Here is a 20,635-nt window from a genome sequence, read left to right as displayed (position 1 = left end):
TCCTGCGGAACCTGAATTGGGAGGCCCAATCGCTGAGGGTGACGGCATGAGGCGGTCTGTATGCGTGGAGTTATTGGGCAAACACCCAACCAAAGCACGAAAAAGCCACCTCAGGGATTTGAACCCTGGACCTATGCTTTACGAAAGCATCGCTCTACCGCTGAGCTAAGGTGGCATCACCCGTGGCGAATCACGGGTGGGGTGAAGTATCGGGGGTCGGCGAGCAGGAGTCCAGTTCCATGAACCAAATGCGTCGAGCCAGCGTTTCCGTCGCCCTTGCCACACTCGGAATGGCCGCCCTGAGTGGGTTTCTGGGTGGCTGCCGGACGGTTCCGACCGACCCGACGATGGGGCGGTACACCCCGGCGGTGGACGCGGCGTGCCGGGTGCAGTTCTCCGGCGAGCGGGCCGACGTCTTGGAGCAGATCGCCGCCAAGCCCGACCTCGAAGAGTGCGACCAACTCAGAATCGTGCACTGCTTGAGTTCCAATAGCGGCTTCTCGGAAGACCACACGCGCGTCCTAGCGACGCTCGTGCGGAACCCGGCTACGACGGTCCGTACGCGTCAGGTCATCGGGGCCCACCTCGATCAGATCGTGGCCTTCTCCGAGCAGCGGGCCGAGATCGCCCGGCTGTTGTCGGACAACCCGCCCGACCCGATCCAGCCGGAGCCGGCGCCCCAGCCGTGATGTCGAGCACGGCTTGTCAGGATTGATCGGTACTTGCGGCCTTGCTCCACCCGGGCCTTCCAGGAAGGCCGGGTGTCGGCTTGGGCTTGGGGGCGGGGCCGAAGTTCAGTGAGATTGGCTCGCCGTGCTCGTCGGCGACGGTGAGGCGTGAGCCCGCGGCCTTGCAGAGCGCGAGTTGCCGCAGCCCGATGCGCACGTGGATCACCACGCGGTCGTCGTGATACTCGCGGTCGCGGACGATGCCCTGGGCCTCGATCCTCTGGATGAACTTCGCGTCGCGCGTGGGGAGCGTGACGACGACGTCGCGGACCTCGCCGCGGGCCATGCCCCGGATGCGATCGGCGAGTTCGGCCTGGCCGAGCGGGATCGGCATGCCGGGCGACGCGGGGAGCGCGCAGAGCGGGATCGCGTCGGGATGCTTGCGCAGCCAGACGAGCAGGTCCGTGTTGTCCTTGAGACGGTCGGCCTTGTTGAGCAGCAGGATCCGACGCGGGCGCTCCCAGCGACGGTCGTGCTCGTCGGGAGAGTCGGCGAGTTCCTCCTCGAGTTCCTCGAAGAGTTCGTCGAGCGTGGTGGTCACGGTGTTGAGGTGCATCTCCACCGCGGGATCCGAGACGTCGAGCACGATGAGCAGGACGTCGGCGTGCGTCGCCTCCTCGAGCGTCGCCTTGAACGACGCGATGAGATTGTGGGGGAGATCCCGCACGAAGCCAACGGTGTCCGAGAGCATCACGCGCACCGAGTCGCCCAGGTCCCACTGGCGCGTGCGCGTCATGAGCGTCGCGAAGAGACGATCGTCGGCGTACGCCCCGCCCGAGGTCAGGGTGTTGAAGAGCGTGCTCTTGCCGGCGTTGGTGTAGCCGACGAGGCCGATGGTGAAGTGCTCGGCGTTTCGCGAGGCGACCTCGCGGCGTTTGCGTGCCTGGATGTCGTGGAGTTGTCGCTCGAGCGCGAGGCGCCGCTTCTGCACGAGGCGCCGGTCGATCTCCAACTGCTGCTCACCGGGACCGCGCGTGCCGATCCCCGCGACCCCGCCGCCGCCCACGATGCGCTCGAGGTGGTCCCACATGGCGCGGAGACGCGGATAGGTGTACTCGAGTTGCGCGAGTTCGACCTGGAGTTTCGCCTCGTGCGTCGTGGCGCGCCCGGCGAAGATGTCGAGGATGAGTTCCGAGCGGTCGACGACCTTCCGTCCGATCGCCTGCTCGATCGACGAGATCTGCTTGGGAGAGAGGTCGTGGTCGAAGATCACGGTGGCGGCGTTCAGTGTCTCGCAGAGCGCCTTGAGTTCCTCGATCTTCCCCGTGCCCATGTACGTCCCCGTCACGGGGCGCTGCAGGTTCTGCGAGAGTTCACCGACGACCACCGCGCCCGCCTGCTCGGCAAGGGCTCGCAACTCGCCGAACGGATTGGCGGCGTCAAAATGGTCCTCGGGCAGTCGAACGGCGGCCAACACCGCACGCTCGCTCTGCACCTCCAGCGATGAGCGTTCTTTCTTGGACATAGGGAAAAGGCAGTGCGGAACAGGCGGACGCGAAGGATCGAACGGAAAGGGATGATATGGAGCCGCGCTAGAATGACGCCGATGCTCCAATAAGGTGCATCATCGGGCGGGGTGCGTCACGTGTGGGGTGTGCGGAGGAGTCGAAGCATGATCCGTCGTTCTCGCCTGTGGTTCGATCTGTCGCTCCTGGTGATCCTCGGGGCGGCCGTCTTCGGCTCGACGCTCGCGCTCGCCCGGCGGACGGATTACACCTTTGTCGATGCCGTCGTGGACATCAAGCACCTGGTCGAACAGAAGTTCGTCCGCGAGGTGGACGAGACCAAACTCCAGGAGGGCGCGATCAAGGGGATGCTCGAGGCGCTCAACGATCCGTACTCGGAGTATGTCCCCCCCGCCGACGCGATGGACTTCAACAAGAGCCTCACCGGCGAGTATGTCGGCATCGGCGCCCAGGTCTTCATCCAGGACGACTATCTCACCATCCAGACGCCCCTCGAGGACTCGCCCGCGTTTCGCGAGGGGCTGATGCCCGACGACCGCGTCCTGGAGATCGATGGCAAGAGCACGCACAAACTCACCGTCCAGAAGTGCGTCGAACTCCTCGTGGGCGAGCCGGGCACGCCCGTGAAACTCACGATCGACCGCCAGGGCGAGAAACTCGAGGTCACGATCGTCCGCGAGCGCATCAAGACGCGCTCGGTCAAGGGATTCCACCGCCAGGATCAGGACGGCAACAAGTGGATGTACACCATCGATCCGGACCACGGCATCGCGTACATCCGCCTCACGCAGTTCACGCCCGGATGCGCCCGCGAGCTCGCCGAGGCGCTCCTCTCCATCGACGCCGACAAGGGCAACGTCAAGGGCCTCGTGCTCGACCTGCGATTCAACCCCGGCGGCGTCCTGGGCGAGGCGATCGCGATCGCCGACCTGTTCCTCAAGGATGGCACGATTGTCTCGACACGAGGCCGCGCCCACAAGGAAGAGACCGCCGTCGCGCGTGACCCCGGGACGCTCCCCGAGTTCCCCATCGCGATCCTGCTCAACGGACAGTCCGCGTCGGCGAGCGAGGTCCTCTCGGGCGCGCTCGTCGAGAACAACCGCGCCATCGCCGTCGGCTCGCGGAGTTTCGGAAAAGGCAGCGTCCAGACCGTCCACACCCTCGCCAAGGGCGAACTCGGCGAACTCAAACTCACCGAGCAGGGGTACTACCTCCCCAGCGGGCGCAGCCTCACACGCACCGATGACTCGGAGACCTGGGGCGTCGATCCCTCGCCGGGGTTCTATGTACCCATGAGCGACGAGGAGGTGGGCGACATGCTCGACGTCCGCCGCAAACTCGAGGTGCTCCGCCAGGGCGGCGGCGAGGACGACGGGCAATGGACCAACGCCGACTGGGTCCTCTCGACGCTGCATGACAAGCAACTTTCGGCCGCCGTCAACGCCGTCCGCGGCAAGATCGCGACGGGTGAATGGAAAGGCTCCGGCGAGAGCGAGCACCAGACGCAGAAGATCGCGATGGCCGAACTGCAGGACGCGGTGCGACTCCAGGAGCGCCTCGAGCGCGAACTCGAGCGAACCGCTAAGCGGATCAGCGCGCTCGAGACCGCCGCGGGGGATTCCATCGAGCCGCAGGATCTTTTGCCCGATGACGCCGACCTCGCCGGCGGCGTGGTCGAGGTGAAGGACAAAGATGGGCACGTGATCGCGATCCTCGATATCAAGGGCAAAAAGATAACCGGGCGAACGCTCGAGCGCTGGCTGCAGGCGTCGGACCTCGTCACCAAAGAGGGCACGCCCGATTCAACCGCGGCGAAGCCTTCGGGCGATTCGACCACACCGGGCGAGAAGGAAGCCCCCGCGCCGTGACCAGTGTCGCTCTTGGTCGCGCGGCGGTGCTGGGGATCGAGTCCTCGTGCGACGAGACCGCCGCCGCCGTGGTTCGAGATGGTCGCGTCGTGCTGTCGAGCGTGGTGGCCTCACAGCACGAGATCCACGAGGAATACGCGGGCGTCGTTCCCGAACTCGCCAGTCGGGCGCACGTCGAGCGAATCCTTCCGGTCATTCGCCGCGCGCTCGCCGAGGCGGGCGTCGGGCTTGGCATGATCGACGCGATCGCCGTGGGCAATCGCCCGGGCCTGATCGGCTCGCTCCTCGTCGGCGTGTCGGCGGCGAAGGCCCTCGCGTGGGCGCTCGACAAACCCCTCATCGGCGTCGATCACGTCCATGCCCATCTCTATTCCGGTGCGCTCGTAAGGGCCGACGACGATCGCCCCGTCGAACCATCCTCGCTCCCAACCCTCGCCCTTCCCGCGCTCGGCCTGGTCGTCAGTGGCGGGCACACCTCGATGTACCTCGTCCGCTCGTGGACCAACCTCGCTCGTCTCGGCTCGACCATCGACGACGCGCTCGGCGAGGCCTACGACAAGGGCGCGAAGATCCTGGGACTTCCCTACCCGGGCGGACCCGAACTCGATCGCCTCGCGCGTTCAGCCAACGCCAACGACCGTGCCTTCGACATGCCCATCAGCCGGCTCTCGCCCGAGTCGTTGGATTTCTCATTCTCCGGGCTGAAGACGGCGCTCCTCTATGCCGTGCGCGGCGTGCCGGGGAAGAACGCCGAGCATCCCTCGATCCCCGTGCCCCGCGAGCAGTTCCCCGACCTCGCGGCATCATTCCAAAGGGCCGCGTGCAAGGCGGTGATCCTGAAACTCGAGCGGGCGCTTGCTCGCGTGCGTAGCGAGGGCAACGCCGTTTCGACCCTCGTCGCCGGCGGCGGCGTGACGGCCAACTCACGCCTCCGCGCCGAACTCGCCGCCTTCGCCAAGGCCCACGCCCTCACGCTCCACATCCCGCCGATGGAGTTCTGCGTGGACAACGCCGCCATGATCGCCGGCCTTGGCGCAACACTCCTCGCCTCGGGCGAGTCGAGCGGACTGGACCTCAAGGCCATCCCCACCACGAGCGCGACCTGACGCATGGCGACGACGGGCACCATACTCGTCCCCGCGCCCCACCCCGCGACGCTCGCGATCGAGGATCTCCTCGAGTCGTGCGAGATCGGTCGCGGGCGCGCCTCGGGCCCGGGCGGGCAGCACCGCAACAAGGTCGAGACCAAGGTCACGCTCCTGCACTCGCCCACGGGGATCGAGGCCCATGCCGACGAACGCCGGAGCCAGAGCGAGAATCGCAGCGTCGCGATCTTCCGCCTTCGATTGCTCCTTGCATCGCACTGCCGCGCCCCCGTCGGTCTTGGCGAGATCCGCTCGGCACTCTGGCTCTCGCGCACGCGTGGCGGGCGCGTCGCCTGCAACCCCGAGCACGCGGACTTTCCCGCGATGCTCGCCGAGGCGCTCGACGTGATCGCCGCCGCGGCCTGGGACGCCAAGACCGCCGCCCTTCGCCTGGGCTGCTCGATGAGCCAACTCGTGAAACTCGTGAAGGACCACCCCCACGCGTTCGTCCTGATGAACAAGGAACGCGAGGCCCGAGGGTTGCACCCGCTCAAGTGACGACGATCAGTCCTTCGGAGGTGTGTTCGAAGACGACTCGTCGGCGTGCACGCGACCGACGATCTCGCGCAGGAGATCAAACGCCCGCAGGGGCGTCAGCGAATCGATCTTCACCTCGCGCAACTCCTCGACGACCGGGTGCGAGACGTATCGCGTGAAGAGCGACATCTGCCCGGCGTCATCAGGGTGATCCATCATCGTCTCGCGCGACGGAACCTTCAGAGCACCACGCGGCTTCGCGGAACGTCCGGACCTGGGAGTCGCGCCTCCCACGCTCCCGGCGGCCTCGTCCCGACCCAAAGGCGCCTGGACCATCGGCCCGTGGTGCACCGCGAGCGAGCCGAGCACCTCGCGCGCCCGCTCGATCACGCCCGTCGGCACGCCCGCCAGGCGCGCCACGTGCACGCCATATGACTGGTCCGTCTTCCCGGGCTTGATGCGGTGCAGGAACACGATCTGCGCCTGCGGATCGCCCGGCGGCCACTCACGCACGAGCACGTGAAGGTTCTTCACCCTTCCCGCCAATCGCTCCTCGAGATCGGTGAGTTCGTGATAGTGCGTGGCAAAGAGCGTGCGCGGGCCGAACGCGTCGCCGGTCCCCGCGAGATGCTCGGCGATCGCCCAGGCGAGGCTCAGCCCATCGAGCGTGCTCGTGCCGCGCCCGATCTCGTCGAGGACCACGAGCGACCGGGGCGTCGCGTGGTTCAGGATGTTCGCCGTCTCGATCATCTCGACCATGAAGGTCGATTGCCCCGCGTGCAGCGCGTCGTCGGCCCCGATCCGCGTGAAGATCCGGTCGATCACGCCGACCGTCGCGCGCTTCGCGGGCACAAAACTCCCCGTGAGCGCCAGGAGCGCCAGGAGTGCCGTCTGCCGGATGAACGTGCTCTTGCCCGCCATGTTCGGTCCCGTCAGGAGCGCGAGCGACGCGTTCGAATCGCCGGGCTTCCCCGTGCCAAGGCGCGCGTCGTTGGGCACGAATCCCGTGCCCAGCACGTCGTCCAGCACCGGATGCCGCCCCTGCTCGATGTCCAGCACGGCCTCCTGCACCACCTCGGGCCTCACCCAGCCCTTGCGCTGCGCCTTCTGGGCGAACGCGCCGAGCGCGTCGAGTTCCGCTACCGCTTCGGCAAAGTCCAGGACCGACTCCAGGAGCGCCAGCGCCTCGTCGCACACCCCCGCCAGCAGCACGCGCTCTCGCTCAAGCCCGCGCGATCGCGCGCTCGTCACCTTCTGCTCGAACTCGCGGAGTTCGGGTGTCGTGAAGCGTTCGGCATTCTTGAGCGTCTGCGTACGCGTCAACGCCGCGGGCGCGCTCCGCGCCTGTGCCTGGGGCAACTCGATGTAGTACCCGAAGACGCGGTTGTACCCGACCTTGAGCGAGGGCAGGTCGTGCTCCTCGATCAACCGTGCTTGGTACGCCGAGAGCCAACTCCCCGCGTCGCGCTCGAGCAGTCGGCACTCATCAAGTTCCGTGTCGAACCCGTCGACGAACAGCCCGCCCTCGCGGAGATGGGCCGGCGGCGATTCCACGCACGCCCCGACCACGCGCCTCGCCCAGCCCTCGGTTGCCGCCGCGGCGTTCACCAGCCGATCGCGCAGCCCGCGCGTCGCCGGTGCATCGAGAAGATCCGCCAACGCCGGCGCGTGCGTCAATGATCGTGCCAAGCCGACAACGTCCCTGGGCGACGACCGCCCGAGCGACAATCGACCTGCGATGCGCGCCACGTCCTGGATCGCGCCCAACTCTTCGCCCAGTCGCTCGGCGAGCACGCGGTCCTCCACCAGACACGCGACCACGCGCTGGCGAGCCTCGATCGCCGCCACCTCTCGCAGCGGCGTGACGAGCCACTGCGCGAGAAGCCGCCTTCCCATCGGCGTCTTGCTGCACGACTTCTCGCCGGTGCCGCCCAAGAAGCACCCCACAAGCGAGCGATCTGCTCCCGTGCCGCCGCTCGACACGCCCGCCCCGGCGCGCATCGTCCGCTCGATCTCCAGGCTCCGCAGCGTCACCGCGTCGATGATGCAGAACCGCTCGCCCTGCACGCGCGTCGGCGGCCTGATGTGCCCCAGCGTCACCCGCGCCAGGTGCACGCCCGGCGCGTTCTCGAGGCCCTGTGTGTCCTCCTCGCTGAGCGTCTGTGTCTCCTTGATGTATCGCAGGATCGCGCCCGCCGGCCCGACGACCGGATCGGCGTCGCGCAGGCCGAATCCCGCGAGCGTCTTCACGCCATAGTGCGACAGGAGCGCCTCGCGCGACTCGTCCTGACGGAAGTGCCAGCCAGGCCTGAGCGTGCCCGAGATCGAGAGCGCACGCAACGCACGCTCGATCTCTATGTGGGGTTTGGCGCTCCCCGCCTTCACGCCTCGCGCGACAACCGGCTCGGGGTAGAGCAACTCACGCACGCCCGCGCGCGACAACTCGTCCACGAGCGACGCCGCCGGCATATCCGAGATCCTGAACGCGCCCGTGGACAGATCGACCACGGCCAGGAAGGCCATGTCGCCACGCTCGGTCTCGTGCACGATCACGCACCCCAGCGTGCTCGCCGCGTCGGATTCCAGGAGCGCGTCGTCTACCACCATCCCCGGCGTGACCACGCGCGTCACAGCCCGCGGCACGACGCCCTTCGCGAGCGAGGCGTCCTGTAACTGCTCCCCCACCGCCACGCGGTACCCCTGCGCCACCAGGCGACGCAGGTACGTGTCGAGTTGGTGGAAGGGCACGCCCGCCATCGGGACGCCCGCCGTGCGCTGCGTCAGCGTCAGCCCCAGGGCCTTCGAGACCGTCACCGCGTCGTCGTCGAACGTCTCATAAAAATCGCCCATCCGAAAGAGCAGCACGCAATCGGGGTATCGCTTCTTGAAACGCGTCCACTGCTGCATCGCCGGCGTCTGGCGCGGGTCGGCCAGCTTCGCCGCACTCGCGGGCTTTGGCTGAGCGGGGGCGTCGGGCACGTCCCTGGGCGGGTTGGAAGGGGGCTTGGCGCGAGGCACGGGCGAAGCATACGGACGCCCACCGAATCGAACCCGGATTCCCACTCGGCGCGTGCCCCGATTTCGTGTATGCTGAAAGTCTCGTGCGAAAGGGCCGTACCCGCTCTTGAAATCCGCACCCCCGACAAGAGGAGTTGTCACCATGAACACGAAGCCATTCGTCGCCGTTTGCGCCGTCGCTCTCGCCGGATCCGTCGCCCTTGCCCAGCCTGCCAACGACTCCTGCTCCACACCCGAATCGCTCAGCGGCTTCGGACAGTTCGCCTTCGACAACAATCTCTCCACCACCGATGGCTCCGCGGCCACATGTGGCGACATCTTCAACGACGTCTGGTTCTGCTGGACGCCCAGCGAGGGCGGGCCCACCATCGTGCGCACCTGCAACCTTGCCGCGTTCGACACCAAGATCGCCGTCTACCTCGGCTGCGGCTGTCCAGGCTCAGAATCCATCGCCTGCAACGACGACTCGTGCGGCTTGCAATCCTCCGTCGGCTTCAACGCGGAACTCGGGCAGACCTACATGATCCGCCTCGGCGCGTTCTCGGCCACGGGCTTCGGCGCCGGCTCCCTCGAGATCGCCTCGGGCATCATCGCCGGTCCCATTTCAAACTCCGCCAACGGACACGAGTACTTGCTCTACGAGGCGACCGATTGGAACACAGCCGAGTCGACCGCCGTCGCGCTGGGCGGGCACCTCGTCACGATCAATGATGCCGACGAGAATCTCTTTGTGAACTCCCAGGTCCTGGGCTTCGATGGCGCCGACCGCCGCGCGTGGATCGGATTCACCGACGCCGCCTCGCCCGGCGATTACGCCTGGATCAGCGGCGAGCCCGTGACCTACACCAACTGGAATCCCGGCGAGCCCAACAACATCGGCGTCGAGAGTTACACCGAGATGCTCGGGAGCAGCGGCGAGTGGAACAACGTCATCGCCACCCACGCCGTGACCCGCTTCGCGATCGCCGAGCGTGGCCCCTCCACGCCGACCTGCATCGCCGATGTGGACGATGGCAGCGGCGAGGGCACGCCCGACGGGGCCGTCACCATCGATGATCTGCTCTTCTACATCACCATCTTCCAGCAAGGTGCCGTGGCCGCCGACGAGGACAACGGCACGGGCACAGGCACAACGGATGGGGCCGTCACGATCGACGACCTGCTCTACTTCCTCTCCCGCTTCCAGAACGGGTGCTAAGAAACTCCGTTTGACTCCACGTCCAGCGCGGAGCGACGCATGAGGTGGCCCGCTCTCCAGAGCGGTGAGTGTGCAATCACTCACGCCGCCGCGCGTCGCTCGTGCGCCAGCCACTTCGCGCACGTCGTGATGAGCGCGTTCTTGTCGATCGGCTTGGTCGCATAGTCCGAGCACCCCGCGGCGATGCAGCGATCGCGATCGCCCACCATCGCATGGGCGGTCAGCGCGATGATCGGCGCGGTGTATCCCAGGCGTCGCAACTCGGCCGTTGCGGAGTACCCATCCATGTCGGGCATCTGCATGTCCATCACCACGATGTCGAAGTGGGTGTTCTGGGCGACCGCCTCGGTGATGCGCTCGATCGCCTTGCGACCGTTCTCGACGATCTCAACCTCCGCCCCGGCCCGCCGGAGGTGGAACGCGATGAGACGCTGGTTGTCCTCGCCGTCCTCGGCCAGGAGGATGCGCCCCTCCAGACGATCCGTGTGCGTCTGGATGGTGCGCGGCGAGCGTTTGGGATCCATGGCCATCTGCTCGACCGGCGCCTGCACCATCACACTGTCGTCGAGCAGGCCCGTCGCGATCGTGAGCGAGAAGGTGCTTCCCCGGCCCTCGCTGCTGTCCACCGTGATCTCGCCCCCCAGCATCGACGCGAGTTGACGCGAGATCGCCAGGCCCAGGCCCGTCCCGCCGAAGCGACGCGCCATCGAGTTGTCCGCCTGAGAGAACGGCTTGAAGAGTTTCGCGAGGTCCTCGTCCTTGATGCCGATGCCCGTGTCCTCGACCTCGAATCGCAGTTGCGACCGCTGGTACGACGCCTGCTCCAAGGAGCAGCGGATGACGACCCGCCCGCGCTCGGTGAACTTGATCGCGTTGCTCACAAGGTTCACGAGGATCTGACGCAACCGCGTCGGGTCCGACGTGATCGTCGAGGGAAGCGGGAAGGCCCGCTCCACACGCAACTCCAATCCCTTGGCCCTGGCTCGCGCGATCATCATCGCGTGCACGTCGTCGAGGATCACCAGCGGCGAGGTCTCGATCGACTCGACCTGGAGTTGGCCCGCCTCGATCTTGGAGATGTCCAGGATGTCGTTGATGATCGCGAGCAGGTGCTCGCCATTGCGCCGGATGGTGTCGATCGCGTCGGTCTGGCCCGGGCCCACCGCCGACTCGCTGAGCAGGTCCGCGAAGCCCAGGATCGCGTTCATGGGCGTGCGGATCTCGTGGCTCATGTTGGCGAGGAACTCGGTCTTCGCCGCGCTCGCCGCCTCGGCCACGTGCTTGGCCTGCTCAAGCGCCTTCTCATACCGCATCCGCTCGGAGATGTCCTGCACCGTGCCCACCAGGCGCACGACGCGCCCGCGCATATCGACCTCCGGTTGCCCGAGGATCTGATGGTGCGCCGTCGTGCCGTCGGGCATCGTGACTCGGCCAATCACATCGACCGCGGCCCCGCGCTTGGACGACTCCAGGAACGCGCCCGCCATCGCCTGGCGATCCTGCTCGTCGTACAACTTGATGAACGCCTCCAACCCGACACTCCCACCCACAAAGCCCTTGCCAAAGAGCGAGAAGACGCCCGGAGACCAGCGGAAGCGGCGCCCGCGAACGTCGTACGCCCACGTGCCGAAGCGGCCCATGCGCTCCGTCTCGATCCGCATCGCGAACAGACGCCGCTCGCTCTTGCGTGACGCCAGCACGACCACCACGCCCGCCCCCCAGACCGCCAGCGTGATCGCGCCGGCCTGGACCATCAGCATCCGGCTCTCGGCGTGCTTCTCACTCGGGTCCGTCGAGACCACCACCGTGATCCCGCTGCTGCGGGCCCGGCTAATCGCTTCTTCATAGTCCCCCGGCGCACTCCCGGGGACGACGCCCGCGCGGGCCGCCATCACCAACGCGTCCGCGGCATCGACGTCGAGCGACGTCCGCACACGCGGGTCCGCGCTCGCCGCGCTCGTCACCACGCGGTGCTCGTACGGGTGCGCGAGCAACCGCCCGTCGCTCGTCGCCGCGTGCACAATCTCACCAGGGGCGTGCGACGCCGTCATGAGCAGACGCTTGATCGCCGACGCGGGCGTGTCCACGCGCACCATCCCGAAGACCTTGCCCTCGGCGTCGCGAAGCGCCCGCCCGGTGGGGATCACGACCTCGCCGTTCACGTCCATCGCCGGGAGTTCGACGACCGCGTCTTTCCCGTTCATGAGCGACTTGAACCAGTCGCTGCGCGTGATGTGCTCGTCACGCACGGACCAGTCGAGCGGCTCGGTCGGCGACTCCTGACGCACGTACGCGCCGAATCGCTCCAGACCGTTCTCGCCCTGGCGCTCGATGATCGCGCCCACGCCCGCCGGGGCGTTCGACGATGTCGGACGCACCGCACCCTGCAGGAGCGCCACCAACTCGGCCTGATCGCCGCTCCACCGCTCGAGCACGCCCGCGACCGCCTGCGCCTGGCCCTCGGCACCAACAAGCACGCTGTCGATCTGCGACGCGATCGTCTCGGCTCGCCGGAGGTGCGCATCCTGAGCGGCACGGTCCGCCTGATCGATCAGCCGCTCGTGCGCGAACAGCACCCCGGCCGTCACCACGCCGCAGACACCGATCACCTTCGCGAGGGTTTGCCAACTCCGTCGGGCCGATTGTCGCACCGAGCACCTCCGCCGGGCGAGGCCCGGGCGGTCCGAGAAAGCCGCGCCACTCACGCCGGCGCGCCAAACCCGATCCCGCGTCGTCTATCGACGGGCAAGGCTCCACAGGGCAGGCGAGTCGCGTTCATCGCGCGCCCATGTGCCGTGTGCGCCACGTCGGCGAGTCGCACGCGTCCCAAAATCGCACAACGCCGCCCAGAATGAGAGGCGGCGCCGTGCATGATCCATTCGATGTTGCTCTGATTATCGGCGGCCCAGCACCCATCCCAGGACGCCCGCGATCACCGCGAACCCGCCCAGCACGCCGATCACGATCATGAAGTTCTCCCCGATCGAGGCGAGCAGACCGCTCCCCGCGGCCCCGGAAATTCCCATGATCGTCGCGAAGATCGCCAGTCCCAGCGCGACGATCGCGCCCAGGGCCAGGCCACCAACGAGACCGGAGCCGGCGCCATCGACCGGCTCGGCGACCATCATCATGCCACCCGCCATCGCGGCCCCCGCGCCCGACATCTCGGGAGCGTCGTACCCCGACGACTCGAAGAGCGCTCCACCGTCGCCGCCGCCAATCGCGGGGGCGGCCGCGGCCGTCGCCTGCGTCACCGTGTCGCCGCCATAGACATCATCCAGAAGCCCCGCGCCCAGCGAGGTGTCGTCGGCCTCGCGCGTGAGATCAAGGAGACCGGCCCGCGAGCCCGACCCGCTCGAGCCGGGGTCGGCAAAGCCGCCCAGGCCGCTCGTCACCTGCGTGACGGCATTCGCGTCGGCGTCGTCGGTCCCGTCGATATCGAAGATGTTGATCCCCGTCGAGTCCTTGGGCGTCTCCATAGGCATCGAGGTGCCAGACGAGCCCGCGAGACCAATCGCGTCCATCTCCTTGCTGTCGGCAAGGTGGATCGCGCTATCACCGGTCATCAGGTCCACCTGATCGACCTTGAACATCAGGCGATCGCGGTCGCGGAACTCCTGCAACTGACCCTTCGCCGCCATCTCGCGGACCTGGTCCGCCGTCTTCCCGAGTTTCGCGGCGGTCTCATCGAGCGTGTAGAACATCTTCGCCATGTGCGTTCCCATTTCCCGCGTTCGCGGTGCAGTGCCCCGGTTCCGGCTTACTCGTGGGTGTTTCCCAAAGCCACGAAACCGCTGGCGAGTGGGACGGTAGCCGAAAACTCGCCCCGGCTCAAATTCCGACCCGATCACAACCCGACTCGACAGCCAAAGCCCAATCGGACCAGTCAACATACATGCCATCTCTCACTACGTCCACCCTTCCATCGCGGTTCCGGGCATCCCCATCCACCCTCATCCCCGTGGCCCTCGCCGATCGACGTTCCGGATCGAGCGAACGGCCGCGTACAACCCTGCCACCTCCTCCCGTTCCAGCACCCGCGGCGCGTACGCGTTGTTCACCGGCTGCAGGCGGATCATCTCCCGTCCCGACGCGTCTTGTTCAAAGTACACCCTCTTGAACGTCGTCTCGTGGTCGCGCTCCAGACGCACGAAGCAGTCCTGCCCCGACTCGATCTCGCGCGACGGGCTGAAGACCACGATGTCCCCTTCCACATAGTCGGGAGACATCGAGTCCCCCACCACCCTCGCGGCAAACGCGTCCGGATCCTGCACGTCCGGGCAACGCACGTACTCGTCGGCCACGCGCGCCGGATACGTCATGTCCGTGAACTCGCGCGGGTATCCAGCCGCCACCTTGTTGATCAGCGGCACCTCCGTCGGGAGCATTGAGGGCAGCGGCGTCGGCGAGAGCAAAGTCCCCTCCCCGGGCGAGATCTGCTCGATCAGCCGACGCAGTTCGCCCGAGGCATACGCCCGATCGAGCGGATTTTCATGGCCATTTGAGGGGTCATTCGTGGGATCGTCTGCGGGCTTCTTCGCGTGCGCCTTGAGCAAGTCGGCGAGCCGCCTGGCTGATTCCGATTGACGCCGAAGTCTCGCAAACTCCTCCTCGACCACCTTGCCGCCGGCACTCAGCCCGCGTTCCCACCCAGCAATCGACGTCAGGCTTCCCCCGGGCATCATCATCAACGCCTCCGCCTTCGCGAGCACGTCATCACTCGGCGGCGGCCTCCGACCCGTCTCCACCTCTGAGAGATAACCCTTCGCGCACCCGAGCAGGTCGGCGAGTTTCTGGAGCGACCAGCCCAGCGTCTGTCGTCGCGCGCGCATCGCCGCCCCGGTGCCGCCCGCCGGGACGCCTGAGCCACCCGCCGTCATTGTGCTCATGTCGCCACTCATGGCCGCTCGCTCCCGACAAAGCGACGCCACCGCACGGGCGCACAAATACGCCCGAGAAGTCGCACGGCATCGAGATTCCTGCACGCACTCACCACCGTTGCGCGCAGATTCGTGTAGACACCAAACAAGATCCTTGCTTTTTGTTCTGTATTGTGTAGAACATTGTCCATGGTTCTCTAGTTTACGAACCAATTCCCACCCCGTCAACTACGTTGGAAACGAGGAGACGAAGAATGGAGTTCGTTGATTATCAGACGTTTACGGCCAGCCAGAGCACCGATTCCGCCCACACATACGCACCGATCGACCCCGTCGCGGCCTCTGATCGACGCCGGCGCATGGAGGGTTCGATTTCTGCCACCATCCTGGAGCGATCGGCAGCCCTACCCACCCACGAACGCCTGCTGATCGTCGCGGCTTATCGCGACGGGATGTCGGCCGTCCAACTCGCCCTCACGCTCAAGACCTCGGCCTCCATCATCCGCCGCTGCCTCAAGCGCCTCGTCCATCGCCTCCTCTCGCCTCGCTACATCTTCGTGCTCACGCAGCGCGACCTCTGGCCCTCGACGTGTCGCAAGGTGGCGACGGCGTGCTTCATCGAGGGCCGCTCGCAGCGCGACGCCGCCGAGCGCCTCGGGCTCACGCTCCACACCGTCCGTCGCTACCACGACTCGATCGCCAGCCAGGCGGACCACGCCGCGAGCATCGAGCGTGCCCTCGCCCGCAAACTCGCGCGGGGCGAGGTGGCGCTCGACGATCTTGGAGGTGACCAATGAGTCACACCTCTCGCGCCGAAGTCCCGTTGTCGTCGCGCTCCGGCCCGCCGAGTGAGCGACTCTGCCGGGCGTGCGCGGCGTTCGGGGTCGCGCTCGTCCCGGCACGCTCACCCACGGACACCGACGCGTCCACCCAAGCCAGGCACGACGCCAAATCGCTCCACGACACGCTCAAACCGGGCGCAATCGCGCTCGTCACCGGGCCCAGCGGCTCGGGGAAGAGCACGCTCCTGCGCGCCCTCGCCGCACGCGTCCGTGCCTCGCGTCAGCCTTGCGTCGTGGCGCGTCGCCCGCGTCAGGATCGCGCGATCATCGATTTGTGGAACGAGAGCCCCGCCGAGTCGCTCCGCACGCTCGCCCGCGCGGGGCTCGCCGACGCGCGCCTCTGGGCGCGCACGCCCGACGAACTCTCCGAGGGCGAGCGGGCACGCCTGACGATCGCGCTCGCCATGACCCGCGCGGTCCACCACGCCAAGCGTCGCCCCACCACCATGATCCTCGACGAGTTCGCCTCCACCGTCGATCGCGCGACCTCCCGCGCCCTGTGCCACTCGCTGCGCCGATGGATGCACGAGGCCGCCGAATCCGGACGCGTTCTGCGCGTCGTAGCCTGCACGGCCCATGACGACGTCCTCGAATGGCTCGCCCCCACCCTGCTCGTCGTCACCGCGCTCGGCAAGCCCGCACGACTGAAAATCAAGGACAAATCGCATGACGACCCCGCTCGCTGATCGCCTCACGTCGCGCTGGCGATTGGCCTACGCCTCGCCATCTCTCGATCGCGTTCGCATCGAGCCGGGCGATGCGCGCGACTACGACGCCCTTGCCGCCCATCACTATCGCGCCGGCCCGCCCGCGACCACGTGCGAGATCCGCCGGGCCGTCCTCGACGACGAACTCGTCGGCGTGCTCGTCATCGCGTTCCCGACCCTCAACGCGACCTGGCGCGACGCCGCCTGGCCCGAGTTCACCAAGGACGCCCCGCCCGCCTCCGATCGCCGCGAGCGTGCCCAGTATCTCAACGCCCACCTGCGCACGATCGCGCGCGTCATCGTCGAGCCGCGCCACCGAGGCATGGGGATCGCCCGTCGGCTCGTCGCGTCGTACCTCGACCATCCCGTCACGCCGCTCACCGAGGCCATCGCGTCGATGGGCGCGTTCTGCCCCTTCTTCGAGCGCGCCGGCATGCGCGAGATCCACCGACCGCCGACCAAAGCGAGCGTGCGCCTCGCGCAGCGCCTCGACGACCTCGGCGTCAAGCCCTGGACGCTCGCCGACCCCGCGCGACGATCGCGCGCCCTCGCCAGACCCGCCATCCTCGAGGCGATCCGCGACTGGGCCCTTGCGCACCGTTCCTTCACGCGTCTCGCGAGAGAGCCGAGCGCCCCCCTCGACGACATCGCGCTCAAGGCCGTGAGCGCCATCGTCGCCCCCGCACGCGTCTACGTCTCACCCTGATCGAGTCGCGAAGAACCAAGCACACCCGCTCTCCCTCTGCCCTTTTCATTCCGCCGCCATCCTCTCCCCCCCGCACATCCACACCGAAAGCGAGCCGCCCTTGCCCAGCGCCAGACGCCGCACGCGCACGCCAAAGCCCGACACCGAATCCCAAGGCTCCGAGGCCTCGCCGCACGCGCACCCGGACTTCGACCCCACGACGCCGCGCACTCCCGACGAACTCCACGCGTGGCTCGTTACCCACCTCGACCTGCGCGTCGCGCGCGAGCCGATGCTGCCCGAACACCACGCGCCCTTCGACTACCTCGTCCACTCCTTCTTCGAGGGCAAGGTCTTCAACACCGCGCCATCAGCCGACACCACACCTACAACCACACCACCGCCGCGCGACTGCGTCGTCTGGGCCAACCGCGGCGGCGGCAAAACATTCCTCGGCGCCGTCGCCACGCTCCTCGACCTCCTCTTTAAGCCCGGCATCGAGATCCGCGTCCTCGGCGGCTCGCTCGATCAATCCCGCCGCATGCACACCCACCTCCGCCGGCTCCTCGACCCGCGCAAGCACCCCGCCCTCGCCGACCAGATCGACGGCACGCTCACCGACAAACGCCTCATCCTCAAGAACGGCTCGGAACTCGAACTCCTCGCGCAATCCCAGGCCTCCGTCCGTGGCACACGCGTCCAGAAACTCCGCTGCGACGAGGTCGAACTCTTCAAGCGCGAGGTCTGGGAGGCCGCCCAACTCGTCACGCGCTCCAAACGCTGCGGCGAGTTCGACGTCCCCGGCACCATCGAGTGCCTCAGCACCATGCACCTCCCGCATGGCCTCATGCACTCGCTCGTCAACGATTGCAATGCCGGCACGCGAACCCTCTTCCGTTGGGGCGTGCTCGACGTCCTCTCCACCTGTGGCCCCGAGCACGCCTGCACCAGCGACGCCGGCAAGCCCTGCGTCCTCTATGAAGAATGCCAGGGCCGGGCGAAGTTGCGTTCCGAGTCCGCCGCCGGGCACATCCGCGTGAGCGACGCGATCGTGATGAAGTCGCGCGTCAGCCGTTACACCTGGGCAAGCGAGATGCTCTGCACCCATCCGCGCCGCTCCGACAGCGTCCTCCCCGAGTTCGATCCTGCCGTGCACGTCTTCGACGCCGACCCGCCCCTGGGCAAGGGATCGCGCGTGCTCGCGGGGATGGACTTCGGCTATCGCGCGCCCACCGTCGTCGTCTTCGCCATCCTCGACGCGTCGGGCTTCCTGTGGATCGTGGACGAGCGCTCCGAGGCCATGGTCGTCCTCGCCGAGCACATCGACGCGATCAAGAAGGGCAAGGGGTATCGCGAGTCCCCCTGGCCCGCCCCCGAGTGGGTCGGCGCCGACCCAGCCGGGCACATGGGCGACGGGCAGACCGGCATGAGCCATATCGACGCGATGCGCGAGTCGGGCATCGTCGTCCGCTCACGCCCCATGCGCATCCTCGATGGGCTGGAAATGCTCCGCGCCCGCCTCCGCCCCGCCAGCGACACCCCCGACGACCCGCGCCCGCGGCTCTTCGTCCACCGTCGCTGCACCACGCTCATCGAGTCCCTCGAGCGATACCACTTCCCCACCGATAAGCCCGAGAGCATGGTCCCCGTGAAAGACGGCAACGACCACGCCGTCGACGCCCTGCGCTACCTCATCCAGTGCCTCGACAAGCCATTCAAGATGAGGCCGGTGAACTATGGGGAGGGGTAATTTCAGGCTGACCATACCATACACATGCCGACCATTCGCCTCCGTCACCCATTTGTTCGTGCTTGTCGTACATTTTCATAACGCCCCCTCGGCTAGACCAAGTCTCTTCGCATGGAGAGTCCGACATGACGAAGGTTGACATGTTGATTACGATGTGGTAGTTTCAAGGGCGTTCTGATCTTCATTGGAGAACCAATATGTTGACTCGCTGTTCAGCGTTATGGATCCCAATTGGTTGTGCTTACATTGCTACATCTGCAGCGTCAGCTCAACCGTATGGGCCGCCAGATCGCATGATTGTGACACACATCATGTCTCAATCAGGCATGGAACTCAAAGACTTGAACAACGACGGATCTATCAGTGATGTCGATGTATCAATGATGATACTCGACAGAATGTACGAAATCTATGGCCAGAATCTTGCGATTGGCGACTTCGACGGCGACGGCATAGTCAATGGCGAAGACACAGTTGCCGCCATTGCTAAAATATTAGAATCCACTTTTGGAAAAACCACAACAGACGGCGAGGCAGTTGGCGGGCAGGATGTGACAAAGATTATCGATGATGTAACATCGCAACTGCCGTCAGGGGACCTCAATTTTGATGGCCAAAAAGATGTTGATGATATATGGATAACAATCGACACGATTGGCGTCGTTGTGGATGACGCCAACCCAATAGGCGTCGCATCACGAGAGTTATTTACGTATATTGGTGCGATTGTGTCGCTAGGGCGCGATTATTTTATGGCCACGACGATGGCCCCCGACACACATCTTGAAGGAGTAAGTAGCACTTGGCCTGCAGATCACCCCAGATGGTGGCCTCCAAATCATACAACTGGAGTGTCCCGGAGTTACGACCCTAACAATCCCCCAGATCACCAAGAATACAGCTCCGTACACTATCCTGAACACATCAAGAGTGTAAGTGCCACTTGGCCCGCAAATCATCTCAAAGCATCGTCCACTACATGGCCAAGACCGGTGGAACCAGCGGTTCACGCGGTTGGCACTTCTTATGTTGACGATCCAGCAACACATTCTACAGACGAGAGCGCGAAGTGGCCAACAAGTCACACATGGTCGATATCACATGAATGGCCTGCCGATCATGATCAAACAATTTCTAGAACGTGGTGGCCTCAACATCGAGTCATTGACTCAAACCAGCAGAGATGGCCACCAGATCATGCGGGAAATATAAGCGGTATGTGGACTCATGTCGTCGCGGTATCTCAACAGAAATGGCCGCCAAACCACTACCCGGCGATTTCCAATGGTTGGAGTGCGGGACACACTATTAACATAAGTGTATATTATCCCCCGGGGCATTTGTCATATGCCTCTAACACATGGCCCGGTCCACAACCGCTTTGGCCTCCAGGGCATACCAAAAAGATCTCTGAATCTTGGGGTGAACCGTCACCAAATGAATGGCCACCACTTTTTCCAGAAGGACACGATTGGCTTACTACTTTCCGGAATATCAGAGACATCACACCGCGACTGCCATGGCCGCTGCCATAACAGTTGCTGAGACTCAGATCACATGTATAACAAAATCTCACGGTGGCTGATTTGCAATAGAAAATCGACTATCCTCATTGATTCTCCAGGAATAGAGCAACTTCACTTGCGAAGTCGCCTACGAATTGGACCTTCCATTGTTTGCGGAGCAGCAGTTGTCGCGTGCAATGGCTGTATCCGACTCCACTCTGAAACTGAGCGAAGTCTCTGTGCAGGTGAAAGACAAATCGCGTTCAATGAAGACTATATTGACGACTGTACTATTCGGTCTCCCCATTTCACCAACAACGATGAAGGGGAGGTCAAACAACCCATTTTTTCAAGCCCGTCAAGTGT

The 20,635-nt window shown here is 65.8% G+C and carries 14 protein-coding genes, 1 tRNA gene and 1 pseudogene; 10 read left to right on the top strand and 6 right to left on the bottom strand.

The window, feature by feature from the left end; genetic code table 11:
* Nucleotides 1–103 precede the first annotated feature (103 nt).
* A tRNA-Thr gene (locus tag IPK69_08860) sits at nt 104–175 on the bottom strand.
* A gap of 64 nt (nt 176–239) precedes the next feature.
* On the opposite strand from IPK69_08860, the gene IPK69_08855 reads away from it, so the two are divergent.
* Nucleotides 240–689 carry a hypothetical protein gene (locus IPK69_08855; protein QQS08109.1) on the top strand — a complete coding sequence of 150 codons (450 nt, stop codon included), beginning with the start codon at nt 240–242 and terminating at the stop codon, nt 687–689.
* A gap of 391 nt (nt 690–1,080) precedes the next feature.
* Here the strand turns inward: IPK69_08855 and hflX are convergent.
* A pseudogene (hflX, locus tag IPK69_08850) lies at nt 1,081–2,163 on the bottom strand (GTPase HflX).
* Between the two features lie 177 nt (nt 2,164–2,340).
* Here hflX and IPK69_08845 point away from each other — a divergent pair.
* The 3 genes from IPK69_08845 to IPK69_08835 are packed head-to-tail and all read left to right on the top strand — an operon-like array spanning nt 2,341 to nt 5,705.
* The gene (locus IPK69_08845; protein ID QQS08108.1) at nt 2,341–4,062 is read left to right on the top strand and encodes a S41 family peptidase; all 1,722 of its coding nucleotides are present in this window, start codon (nt 2,341–2,343) and stop codon (nt 4,060–4,062) included.
* A complete protein-coding gene (gene tsaD / locus IPK69_08840; protein QQS08107.1) occupies nt 4,059–5,168 on the top strand; it encodes a tRNA (adenosine(37)-N6)-threonylcarbamoyltransferase complex transferase subunit TsaD in 1,110 nt (369 codons plus the stop codon). The genes IPK69_08845 and tsaD overlap by 4 nt, the downstream gene beginning before the upstream one ends.
* Before the next feature lie 3 nt (nt 5,169–5,171).
* Entirely contained in the window at nt 5,172–5,705 is a 534-nt protein-coding gene (locus tag IPK69_08835) for a peptide chain release factor-like protein (protein ID QQS08106.1), read from the top strand.
* Between the two features lie 6 nt (nt 5,706–5,711).
* Here IPK69_08835 and mutS read toward each other — a convergent pair whose 3' ends face one another.
* Entirely contained in the window at nt 5,712–8,702 is a 2,991-nt protein-coding gene (gene mutS, locus IPK69_08830) for a DNA mismatch repair protein MutS (protein ID QQS08105.1), read from the bottom strand.
* Nucleotides 8,703–9,222: 520 nt separating this feature from the next.
* Here mutS and IPK69_08825 point away from each other — a divergent pair.
* Nucleotides 9,223–9,900: a hypothetical protein gene (locus tag IPK69_08825; protein QQS10454.1), complete on the top strand. Its 678-nt coding sequence runs from the start codon at nt 9,223–9,225 to the stop codon at nt 9,898–9,900.
* Nucleotides 9,901–9,980: 80 nt separating this feature from the next.
* On the opposite strand, the gene IPK69_08820 is transcribed toward IPK69_08825, so the two are convergent.
* From IPK69_08820 to IPK69_08810, 3 genes are all read right to left on the bottom strand, one after another.
* On the bottom strand, nt 9,981–12,605 hold the full coding sequence (locus tag IPK69_08820) for a response regulator (GenBank protein QQS08104.1): 2,625 nt from the start codon (nt 12,603–12,605) through the stop codon (nt 9,981–9,983).
* Between the two features lie 189 nt (nt 12,606–12,794).
* Nucleotides 12,795–13,613 carry a hypothetical protein gene (locus tag IPK69_08815; GenBank protein QQS08103.1) on the bottom strand — a complete coding sequence of 273 codons (819 nt, stop codon included), beginning with the start codon at nt 13,611–13,613 and terminating at the stop codon, nt 12,795–12,797.
* A gap of 240 nt (nt 13,614–13,853) precedes the next feature.
* Nucleotides 13,854–14,789 (bottom strand): helix-turn-helix domain-containing protein, encoded by a 936-nt coding sequence (locus tag IPK69_08810; protein ID QQS08102.1) that lies wholly within the window; start codon nt 14,787–14,789, stop codon nt 13,854–13,856.
* Nucleotides 14,790–15,034: 245 nt separating this feature from the next.
* On the opposite strand from IPK69_08810, the gene IPK69_08805 reads away from it, so the two are divergent.
* The 5 genes from IPK69_08805 (at nt 15,035) to IPK69_08785 (ending at nt 20,299) form a co-directional block, all read left to right on the top strand.
* Nucleotides 15,035–15,577 carry a hypothetical protein gene (locus IPK69_08805; GenBank protein QQS08101.1) on the top strand — a complete coding sequence of 181 codons (543 nt, stop codon included), beginning with the start codon at nt 15,035–15,037 and terminating at the stop codon, nt 15,575–15,577.
* The gene (locus tag IPK69_08800) at nt 15,574–16,308 is read left to right on the top strand and encodes an ATP-binding cassette domain-containing protein (protein ID QQS08100.1); all 735 of its coding nucleotides are present in this window, start codon (nt 15,574–15,576) and stop codon (nt 16,306–16,308) included. The genes IPK69_08805 and IPK69_08800 overlap by 4 nt, the downstream gene beginning before the upstream one ends.
* Nucleotides 16,289–17,035 (top strand): GNAT family N-acetyltransferase, encoded by a 747-nt coding sequence (locus IPK69_08795; protein QQS08099.1) that lies wholly within the window; start codon nt 16,289–16,291, stop codon nt 17,033–17,035. The genes IPK69_08800 and IPK69_08795 overlap by 20 nt, the downstream gene beginning before the upstream one ends.
* Nucleotides 17,036–17,135: 100 nt before the next feature.
* Complete coding sequence (locus IPK69_08790; protein ID QQS08098.1) at nt 17,136–18,764, top strand: hypothetical protein; 1,629 nt, start codon at nt 17,136–17,138, stop codon at nt 18,762–18,764.
* Nucleotides 18,765–19,090: 326 nt separating this feature from the next.
* Nucleotides 19,091–20,299 carry a hypothetical protein gene (locus IPK69_08785; protein QQS08097.1) on the top strand — a complete coding sequence of 403 codons (1,209 nt, stop codon included), beginning with the start codon at nt 19,091–19,093 and terminating at the stop codon, nt 20,297–20,299.
* Nucleotides 20,300–20,635: the final 336 nt, after the last annotated feature.

The sequence above is a fragment of the Phycisphaerales bacterium genome (assembly GCA_016699835.1).
In the GTDB taxonomy this organism is placed as follows: Bacteria; Planctomycetota; Phycisphaerae; order Phycisphaerales; family UBA1924.
Note: the sequence above shows the minus strand (reverse complement) of the source record. Positions and strands in the feature narration are given on the sequence as shown.

Coding starts and splice junctions, on each gene's coding strand:
- IPK69_08815 (QQS08103.1), bottom strand. CDS start 13,613: ATGGCGAAGATGTTCTACACGCTCGATGAGACCGCCGCGAAACTCGGG.
- IPK69_08855 (QQS08109.1), top strand. CDS start 240: ATGAACCAAATGCGTCGAGCCAGCGTTTCCGTCGCCCTTGCCACACTC.
- IPK69_08845 (QQS08108.1), top strand. CDS start 2,341: ATGATCCGTCGTTCTCGCCTGTGGTTCGATCTGTCGCTCCTGGTGATC.
- IPK69_08800 (QQS08100.1), top strand. CDS start 15,574: ATGAGTCACACCTCTCGCGCCGAAGTCCCGTTGTCGTCGCGCTCCGGC.
- IPK69_08805 (QQS08101.1), top strand. CDS start 15,035: ATGGAGTTCGTTGATTATCAGACGTTTACGGCCAGCCAGAGCACCGAT.
- IPK69_08785 (QQS08097.1), top strand. CDS start 19,091: ATGGAACTCAAAGACTTGAACAACGACGGATCTATCAGTGATGTCGAT.
- IPK69_08825 (QQS10454.1), top strand. CDS start 9,223: ATGATCCGCCTCGGCGCGTTCTCGGCCACGGGCTTCGGCGCCGGCTCC.
- IPK69_08835 (QQS08106.1), top strand. CDS start 5,172: ATGGCGACGACGGGCACCATACTCGTCCCCGCGCCCCACCCCGCGACG.
- IPK69_08810 (QQS08102.1), bottom strand. CDS start 14,789: ATGAGCACAATGACGGCGGGTGGCTCAGGCGTCCCGGCGGGCGGCACC.
- IPK69_08795 (QQS08099.1), top strand. CDS start 16,289: ATGACGACCCCGCTCGCTGATCGCCTCACGTCGCGCTGGCGATTGGCC.